Source organism: Terrisporobacter mayombei (assembly GCF_020748465.1).
Classification (GTDB): Bacteria; Bacillota; Clostridia; order Peptostreptococcales; family Peptostreptococcaceae; genus Terrisporobacter; species Terrisporobacter mayombei.
This window is the reverse complement of record NZ_JAHZMP010000012.1, coordinates 34,007-43,242: the sequence shown is the minus strand read 5'-3', so window position 1 is coordinate 43,242 and position 9,236 is coordinate 34,007. Positions and strand designations below refer to the sequence as shown.

General features: G+C 29.0%; 10 protein-coding genes. All 10 read left to right on the top strand.

All coding sequences use genetic code 11. The features are described from left to right. Positions 1-407, top strand: a 407-nt coding sequence (locus K0039_RS19425) for a flagellar type III secretion system pore protein FliP (RefSeq protein ID WP_369123858.1), incomplete at its 5' end; no start/stop codon positions are given. Positions 408-423: 16 nt separating this feature from the next. Then, positions 424-693 carry a flagellar biosynthesis protein FliQ gene (gene fliQ / locus K0039_RS19420; RefSeq protein WP_228106698.1) on the top strand — a complete coding sequence of 90 codons (270 nt, stop codon included), beginning with the start codon at positions 424-426 and terminating at the stop codon, positions 691-693. Positions 694-696: 3 nt separating this feature from the next. Next, a complete protein-coding gene (locus K0039_RS19415; RefSeq protein ID WP_228106697.1) occupies positions 697-2,529 on the top strand; it encodes a fused FliR family export protein/FlhB family type III secretion system protein in 1,833 nt (610 codons plus the stop codon). A gap of 22 nt (positions 2,530-2,551) precedes the next feature. Beyond that, on the top strand, positions 2,552-4,606 hold the full coding sequence (gene flhA / locus K0039_RS19410) for a flagellar biosynthesis protein FlhA (protein WP_228106696.1): 2,055 nt from the start codon (positions 2,552-2,554) through the stop codon (positions 4,604-4,606). Positions 4,607-4,624: 18 nt separating this feature from the next. Continuing rightward, positions 4,625-5,338, top strand: a complete 714-nt coding sequence (locus K0039_RS19405) for a sigma-70 family RNA polymerase sigma factor (protein WP_228106695.1) — start codon at positions 4,625-4,627, stop codon at positions 5,336-5,338. Positions 5,339-5,350: 12 nt separating this feature from the next. Continuing rightward, positions 5,351-6,121 (top strand): flagellar hook-basal body complex protein, encoded by a 771-nt coding sequence (locus tag K0039_RS19400; RefSeq protein ID WP_228106694.1) that lies wholly within the window; start codon positions 5,351-5,353, stop codon positions 6,119-6,121. A 17-nt stretch (positions 6,122-6,138) separates the two neighbouring features. Further along, the gene (locus tag K0039_RS19395) at positions 6,139-6,900 is read left to right on the top strand and encodes a flagellar hook-basal body complex protein (protein WP_228106693.1); all 762 of its coding nucleotides are present in this window, start codon (positions 6,139-6,141) and stop codon (positions 6,898-6,900) included. 21 nt (positions 6,901-6,921) lie between these two features. Beyond that, positions 6,922-7,809, top strand: coding sequence for a flagellar motor switch protein FliM (locus K0039_RS19390; protein ID WP_228106692.1), 888 nt, complete (start codon positions 6,922-6,924; stop codon positions 7,807-7,809). Positions 7,810-7,812: 3 nt separating this feature from the next. Beyond that, positions 7,813-8,076, top strand: coding sequence for a flagellar motor switch protein FliN (gene fliN / locus K0039_RS19385; RefSeq protein WP_018589238.1), 264 nt, complete (start codon positions 7,813-7,815; stop codon positions 8,074-8,076). A 28-nt stretch (positions 8,077-8,104) separates the two neighbouring features. After that, complete coding sequence (locus tag K0039_RS19380; RefSeq protein WP_228106691.1) at positions 8,105-9,235, top strand: YeeR family protein; 1,131 nt, start codon at positions 8,105-8,107, stop codon at positions 9,233-9,235. The last annotated feature ends 1 nt before the right edge of the window (position 9,236 follow it).

Genomic DNA, 9,236 nt, shown 5'->3' with positions numbered 1-9,236 from the left:
AGGCTATTAAGCCATATATGAATGAAGAAATAAAATTTGAGGAAGCAGTAGAAAAGGCACAAGTCCCTATTAAAAAATTCTTGCTAAATCAAACAAGAGAAGAGGATTTAAAACTATTTATAGAAAGTGCTGATATAGATAAAACTAATTTAAATAGAGAGAATGTACCACTTAGTGTGTTAGTACCAGCCTTTGCAATAAGTGAATTAAAAACTGCTTTTCAGATAGGATTTTTAGTTTATTTACCATTTTTACTAATAGACTTAGTAGTTTCAAGTACCCTAATGTCTATGGGGATGTTCATGCTTCCGCCAGCTATGATATCTTTGCCATTTAAATTATTGTTATTTATTATGGTAGATGGTTGGAATTTGTTGATTAAATCTTTGTTATTGAGTTTCAAATAGTTAGGAGGAAAATAGTATGTCAGAAAATATGGTAATGAGCATAGTAAAAGAAGCATTATATACAAGTTTGTTAGTTGGGGGACCTATTTTAATTTTATCATTGTTAGTTGGTTTGCTTGTAAGTATATTCCAAGCAACGACGCAAATTCAGGAACAAACATTAACATTTGTTCCAAAAGTAATAGTAATAGCACTAACATTGGCGTTAGGTGGAAACTGGATGCTAAATGAGCTTATTAAATTTACAACTAAGATCATGAATATGATAGCTGTTATAAAGGGATAAAAAATGTTATTCGTATTTATTAGAGTAATAACATTTTTTTCTTCTCTTAATATTTTATTTCCATCGGGAACCCCAAAAACTTTTAAAGTCTGCTTTTCAATATTAATGTCTATTATAATATCCTCTGGTATTAATATTGATGTCAATGTACTTAATACATTTGACTTAATTAGATTAGTAGCTATGGAAACTGTAAATGGATTGCTTTTAGGTTATATGACAAATTTATGTTTTAATAGTTTGAAAATAGCAGGTAGTTTAATAGATCAGCAGCTAGGCTTGTCAATGAGCAGTATATATGACCCGAATAGTAAAGAGCAAGCAACTTTGATAGAAAATCTTATGTATTGGATGGGCATAATTATATTTTTTAGTATGAACGGTCACCACAAATTAATAATAGGGATACAGGAAAGTTTTCATCTAATAGAAATAGGTGAAAATTTAATACAAAACAACTTTTATTATATTGTACATGTATTTGTACAGTGTTTTACTATAGGATTTAAAATTGCAGTTCCTATAATATTATCACTTATATTTACAGATTTAATAATGGGTCTTATATCAAGAAGTGTACCTCAATTAAATGTAATGATAATAGGAATGCCTTTAAAAATGCTAGTGGGTTTAATTTTCTTTATGATAGCACTTCCATTTATAATAACAGAAATACATAACTTATTAAATAAAATACCAGATATTTTAGATGGAACCTTAAGTATGATGAATAATGATATGATGACCTCACTTGGACCAGTAGGTATAGTTTTATCAATGGGTAGTGACAAAACAGAAGAACCCACATTAAAGAAAAAAAGAGATGCTAGAAAAAAAGGGAATATTGCAAAAAGTAAAGAAGTAACAACGGCTATAACTTTATTAGCTATGCTAATGATAATTTATACCATGTCTGATTATATAATATTAGAAATTAAAAATTTTATGATTAACATACTTAGTAGTAGTTTTAGCATGAATTTTGAAGGTGGGGTAATATTAGATTCACTTGGAAGTAATATTTTACTTTCATTTATGAAAATATTTTTACCAATTGGATTTATTATAATGATATTTGGCGTCATAGGAAATCTTATTCAATCGGGTATGTTATTTACAGGAGAAGGACTTAAACCGCAATTTTCAAAGTTGAACCCAATAAATGGCTTTAAAAATATGTTTTCTCTTAAAGCTTTAGGGACTTTAGTTAAAAGTATAGCTGTTATAAGTATATTATTATACATTGGTTATTCTTTTATGAATAAAAATTTTGAAGGAATTATGAAAAGTGCAGATATTTATCTTCCATATCTTTTAAATACGATAATTGAACTTATAAAATCATTACTTGGAAAGATATGTTTAGCTGTTATATTAATAGCAATAGCCGATTATGCATATCAACGATTTACTCATAATAAAGAGTTGAAAATGACTAAGCAAGAAGTAAAAGAAGAATATAAACAGATGGAGGGAGACCCTCAAATAAAAGGTAAAATAAAACAAAAACAAAGAGAAATCTCTAATCGTAGAATGATGCAAGCAGTACCTAGCGCAACAGTTATTGTAACAAACCCTACTCATATATCAATAGCAATTAAGTATGAAAAGGGGATAGATTCTACTCCAATAGTAGTTGCGAAGGGGGCAGATGTTGTAGCATTTAAGATAAGAGAAGTTGCGAAAGAGCATGATATACCAATTATTGAAAATAAACCACTTGCAAGACTTATATATAAAGAGGTTGATATAGATAAGGAAATACCAGGAGAAATGTATCAAGCAGTGGCAGAAGTATTGGTGGCAGTTTATAAAATTAAAAACAAATATAAATAGTTAATAAAGAGGTTAAATATAGATGGAAAAATTAGATTTTAATAAACGATTTGACGTAATAGTTGGATTTGGAATAATTGGTATTGTTCTAATGATAATAATACCTTTACCGACATTTTTATTAGATATAATGCTAGCAATAAATATATCATTTGCAGTATTAATATTACTATTAACTCTTTTATCAACTGATATATTACAATTATCAATATTTCCAACAATATTGCTTGTTACCACATTATTTAGAATAGCCCTAAATATATCATCAACAAGGTTAATATTAGGGCAAGGTTATGCAGGAAATATAATAGAGGCCTTTGGTAGTTTCGTTGTTGGGGGAAATTATGTAGTAGGAGTAATTATATTCTTGATTATAGTAATTATCCAAATGGTAGTTATAACTAGTGGATCAAGTAGAGTATCAGAAGTTTCTGCAAGGTTTACACTGGATGCAATGCCAGGTAAACAAATGAGTATAGATGCAGACTTAAATGCTGGAATGATAGATGAGAATACAGCAAGAGAAAGAAGAAGAAAACTACAACAAGAAGCAGGATTTTATGGAGCTATGGATGGTGCTTCAAAATTCGTAAAAGGTGATGCAATAGCAGGAATAATTATAACTTTAATAAATGTACTAGCAGGTATGGTAATTGGAGTTATGATGCTAGATATGAGTTTTTCAGATGCGGTTCAGACATATATAAGACTTACAATAGGTGATGGGCTTGTGAGTCAAATACCAGCATTATTGATATCTGTTTCGGCAGGTATATTAGTTACGAGAGCCGATAGTGATGAAAACTTTGCTAATTTATTTGGAAAACAGTTAATGTCTATTCCAAAAGCTATAGGGATGACAGGGGCAGTATTAATCGTAATGGGGCTTATTCCAGGACTTCCTAAACTATCATTTTTCACTTTAGGATTAGGAGCAATATTAATTGCCTTTTTATTAAATAAAGGTGAAAAAGAAAATCAAAGAGAGTTAGAGAATGAAATATTAGAAAAAAATGATTTACCTCCTAGTATAGAAAATGCTGAGGATGTATCTAGTTATATAAATGTTGAACCAATTGAGGTAGAGATTGGATATGGTTTAATACCACTAGTTGATGAAGCTAGTGGAGGAGACTTACTTCAAAGAATTATATCAGTAAGAAAGCAATGTGCTATAGATATGGGAATAATAGTTCAACCAATTAGAATAAGAGATAATTTACAACTTAATCCAAATCAATATAGCATAAAAATTAAAGGAAATGTTGTTGCAATACATGACCTAATGCCTAATATGTTACTTTGTATGAATCCTATGGGACTGGCAATGGATATTGATGGTATACAAACTAAAGAACCAACATTTGGAATCGATGCATTGTGGATAAAAAAGGAAAAGGCAGAAGAAGCAGAATTGTGTGGATTTACTATTGTTGATCCAACCACCATATTAGTAACTCATTTACTTGAAATAATAAAAAGTAAATCTCATGAGTTAGTGGGAAGACAAGAAGTGAAAGAAATAATAGATGTAACTAAAGAGAGATATAGTGCAGTTGTAGATGAGTTAATACCAGATTTATTGACTTTAGGTGAAGTACAAAAAGTATTCCAAAATTTACTTAGAGAAAAAGTAGCTATTAAGGATAGGGTTACAATCCTAGAAACACTTGCAGACCATGCAAGAAATACTCGTGATATAGAGCTTTTAACAGAATATGTAAGGATGGCAATGAGTAGAAGTATATGTTCAGATTTAGTAGATGAAAGTAATTCTATGACAGTTGCAACATTATCTTTAGAACTAGAAAATATGATTAGTAATAATTTACAAAGGTCTGTAAATGGAACTTATCCAGCAATTGATCCAGATACTACAAATTATATATTTAAAAATATACAGAATATAACTGAAGATATAAGTTTCAATAATAGACCTATATTATTGGTATCTCCAAAAATAAGAGCGCCATTTAGAAAGTTAATAGAAATGGTATTTCCAAACGTAGTAATATTATCACTTAATGAAGTGCCAAGTGATATACAGATAAAATCTCAAGGAGTAGTTTGTATATAGTTAAAGGGGGAATATATAGTGGAGACACATGAACAAGAAGAACTTATTGTAAATAATATGTCTCTTGTGAGGCATATAGCATCAAAATACTATACAAATAGAATTGGAATGGAATATGAAGATTTAGTAAGTTATGGAGTAATGGGGTTAATTGATGCAAGTACAAAGTTCGATAAAAACAGAGGTGTAAAATTCTCAACATTTGCATCTATCAGAATTTCATCATATATAATTGACGAAATAAGAAGGCATTCCCCTATTTCTAGAACTTACACAAGTAAAATAAAAGAATATAATAAATGTGTGGAGGATTTACAAAATACCTACTATAGGCAACCAAGTTTGGAAGAAGTATCAAAATATATGGATATATCTATAAAAGAAGCAAATGACATAAAATTAAAGATGATGAGTAGAAGCAATGTCTCTTTGGATGGCGTTATATATGAAGATGAAAGTGAAGTTAAACTTATAGATACAATAAAAGAAAAAGAAGAACAATCTCCCAGTTCTATTATTGAAAAGCAAGAACTTCAAGAAGTAATGGCAAAGGCAATAGATAATTTAAAAGAAAAGGATAAATTAGTATTGTCACTTTATTATTATGAAGAGATGACATTAAAAGAAATAGGACTAGTATTAGGAGTATCAGAATCAAGGGTATCTCAGTTAAATACAAGGGCAATTTCAAATCTAAGAGCAGAGATGAAAAGAATAAAATATATAGACTAAGAAGGGGAAAATATGTTAAGAGGATTATATACATCAGTATCATCAATGTTAACGCTTCAATCTAGGCAAGGTATTATTACTAATAATTTAGCCAATATAAATACCACTGGATATAAAGAAGAAACTTTAATTGGTAAGAGTTTTGATGAAGTTATGTTATCAAATAATGATAATTATAAAAATGGAAAAGCAAATAGGCAAACATTAGGAAACATGAGTTTTGGTGTGAGAATTGATGATACGTTTACTAACTATAGCCAAGGCACTAATGTTTCAACGGAAAATAACATGGATTTTGCAATAGAAGGTAATGGTTTTTTTGAAGTTATGGATAATCAAAATAATAGATATTATACAAGAAATGGTGATTTTAGTGTTGATGCACAGGGGTACTTAATAACAAGCTCAGGTCATTATGTTTTAGGAGTTAATAATGCAACTGGTGCTACAGAGCGTATCAACATAGGTAATAATAGTATGTCTGTTAGTTCTGAAAACAGAATTAGTGTTAATGGTCAAGAAAGATACAGATTTAGAGTAGTTGATTTTCAAAATTATGATAACTTAGAAAAAGTTGGAAATGGGGTTTATACAGGTAAAAACCCAACTAATGCCACAAACTTTAATGTAAAACAAGGTTACTTAGAAAGCTCAAATGTAGATTCTATAAATTCAACAGCTTTACTTATGGAAACTGTTAAGGAATTTGAAGCTAACCAAAAAGTAGTGCAAGCAATGGATTCTATACTATATAAAATAGCTAATGAAATAGGAAGAGTATAAGATATGGGGGAAAGAATATGTACAATATATTACGTACTAGCACATCTGGCATGATTGCAAATCAAGAAAAAATAAATATTGCATCTAATAATATAGTGAATTCCCAAACAACAGGCTATAAAAAATTAGATGTAGGGTTTTTAGATTTATATACGAAATCTTTAGAGAGTAATTATAATCCGCATAGTTCAAATGGTAGTTTGACAGGTACAGGAATAAAAATAGCAGAAGCAACTAGAAATATGGTTCAAGGACCTTTGAAAAGCACTGATATAGATACTAATTTAGCAATAGATGGAGAAGGATTTTTTTGTGTTATTAGGCCTGACGGAAGTCATTGCCTTACAAGAAATGGTGATTTTAGTTTAGATGCAAATGGAACTTTAGTCGATGCAAATGGAAATCGAGTAGATATTACATATGCTAATGGATACAATAGAGGAAATATTGATTTATCAGATGGTAAATTAAATATAAATAAAGAAGGTCAAATATACCTAGACGATACAATGGTAGGAAGAATTAATTTATATGTTACAGAAGGTACAAATGATTTAATTTCAATTGGTGATAGCCTATTTGCTTTGAAAGAAGGAGCTAGCATGTATGCATATAAGGAAGCAGATATTAGACAGGGACATGTAGAAATGTCTAACGTGAATTTATCAAGTGAAATGACTGACTTAATTACGGTACAAAGAGCCTTTCAATTTAATAGTAAAGGTATAAAGGCTGTAGATGAGATGTGGAGTATGATTAATAATCTTCAATCAAGATAAGAAAGGTAAAAGGAAAATACTATGGTACAGGATATAAAAAAATATGATTTTAAAAAACCTCAAAGATATTCTTCCGACAATATGAGATTCGTATCTGTAATCGCAGAGGAATTTTGTAAAAATATTAATATATTTTTAAATTATGAATTAAAACAAAAAGATATAGTTTGTAAGGTGGAAAAGATAGAACAAACAAACTATGAAGAATTCACAAACATGGTGACTTCTGATTCTGTTATAGTAGAACATGCAATACAGCCTTTAGTAAGTGGTCTTATATATCAAATAGATAAAGGTATAGCTCTTACTTTTATAGATTGCATGTTAGGTGGAGATGGGAAATTTGATGATTATACAAGAGAGCTTACAGAAATTGATAAGCAGTTAATTCACCATGCAAGTGAAAATTTTTTAACGAAACTTCATGTGGTTGAAGGTTGTGAATATAGAGAAGTATTAGAAGTTCACTTAAACCTTGGCTCTAGTAAAAAATATCCAGTAAGTGAGTCAGTTTTAATTGCTCATATGAAAATGATGCATGACGATAAAGAAGTAGGAAAAATGAGATTTTGTAAGCCATATAGCTGTATGGAACCAATATTACCACAATTAGAAACAAAAAAACTTTTTAAAAGTAAAAATATTGATTATGATTTTGAATTTACAAATGCAATATATAATAATGTTTATGCTGCAAGTACAGATATTGTTGCCCTATTAGGTAAAACTGAGATTAAAGTTCAGGAATTATTAGACTTAAATGTTGGAGATGTAATAAAGTTTGATTCGAAAATAGAGGAAGAAATAGAACTTTATATTGCAGGATCAAAATCTTTTAAATGTAAACCAGGTCTGATGGAAAATAAAAGAGGTGTAGTAATTGTAGACAGCATTGGTAAGGAGGAATAGAATATGGCAGAAAATTTTGATAGAGTTTTAGATATAGAATTAGAAATAAGTACAGTGTTAGGAAGAACGAAGATGACATTAAAGGATGTTTTTGAACTTACAAAAGGATCTTTAATAGAGTTAGACACACTAGAAAATCAAGAACTTGAGATATTTGTAAATGGAAGAAAAATTGGTTATGGAGAGGCTGTGATCGTAGACCAAAATTTTGGAATAAGAATAACAAGTATTCTTGGAGAAGAAGAACTTGTTAAAACTTTAGAATAATATCTACATAGCAAAGGATGGAAAGTTTATGGCGAAAATGTTAAAAAGTAAGTATAATAGTACAGGTGAACGATGTGTAGATGCTTGTTTAAATTATGGAGAACTTAGATATGTTAATAATGATGGATCGCCTATAAAAATAGAAATACCTTGTGACAAATATGAAGAAGCTATAAGTGATTTCTTGGAAAGAATTAAAGAGGGGCTAACCGTAGACACAGATATAGATCCAAGTAAAGTTTTAAAAAGGGGTACTATAACATATAATCAAGCAAAAGATATATCATATGAAGGAAAAATAAAAGGAATAGAAGTATTTGCTATAGATGAAAGTATAGAGTGCGAACATATACTAGGCGTATCTGGGAGTATAGAGTATGCTTTGTCAACATGGAATGGAGATAGCAGGGAAAGTGCATTAAAAAAATCAGTAATAAGATCTATTACAGTATATGGTGAAGATTTTATAAAGGAGTTAGAATTAACTGATATAATAGGTGAAGATGAATGTAGTAGATTTTGTGATAAAATTAACTATTTGAAAAAAATAAATAATCTGGATTTATACAAACCATTAGATGTTATGATAGATGATGATATTGGTGAAGATGATGACTTAAAAACAAAGAAAAAATTAATGAAAAATATAAAAACCGCATCATTTATTGGAGGATTAACATTAGCAATTATAATAATACAGATAATAACTAATGGTGGTACATTTAAAGATAATCTATATTTATTTTTACCTATTTTTATAATATCATTTGCAATGAGTATATTAGTAATGTTTTATTTAAAGATCAGTAAATACATAACTGAACAATATGCTAAAAATAAAGGCCAAACAATAATGGAAATGTTCAATGAAGAGCTAGAAAGAATAACATATGATAATATATTAACTGAAAAAGAATGCAAAGTTATTTTACATAATATAACTAAAGGAGAAGTTTCAAAACTACTATCAGAAATGAAAGGTAGCGTAAATAAAAAGTTATCATGTAATGCATTAGTTAAAAATGAAACACGATTTGTATTAGATGAAAGAAAAAGTATTATACTACCAAGTGAGATTGAAGTAAAAAAATGTATGGAAACATTTATGCTTTCATACAAAGAAAAATTTTGCAAAGAGGAAGTTGTGAAAACTACATAAA

Coding starts and splice junctions, on each gene's coding strand:
- fliQ (WP_228106698.1), top strand. CDS start 424: ATGTCAGAAAATATGGTAATGAGCATAGTAAAAGAAGCATTATATACA.
- K0039_RS19415 (WP_228106697.1), top strand. CDS start 697: ATGTTATTCGTATTTATTAGAGTAATAACATTTTTTTCTTCTCTTAAT.
- flhA (WP_228106696.1), top strand. CDS start 2,552: ATGGAAAAATTAGATTTTAATAAACGATTTGACGTAATAGTTGGATTT.
- K0039_RS19400 (WP_228106694.1), top strand. CDS start 5,351: ATGTTAAGAGGATTATATACATCAGTATCATCAATGTTAACGCTTCAA.
- K0039_RS19395 (WP_228106693.1), top strand. CDS start 6,139: ATGTACAATATATTACGTACTAGCACATCTGGCATGATTGCAAATCAA.
- K0039_RS19390 (WP_228106692.1), top strand. CDS start 6,922: ATGGTACAGGATATAAAAAAATATGATTTTAAAAAACCTCAAAGATAT.
- fliN (WP_018589238.1), top strand. CDS start 7,813: ATGGCAGAAAATTTTGATAGAGTTTTAGATATAGAATTAGAAATAAGT.
- K0039_RS19380 (WP_228106691.1), top strand. CDS start 8,105: ATGGCGAAAATGTTAAAAAGTAAGTATAATAGTACAGGTGAACGATGT.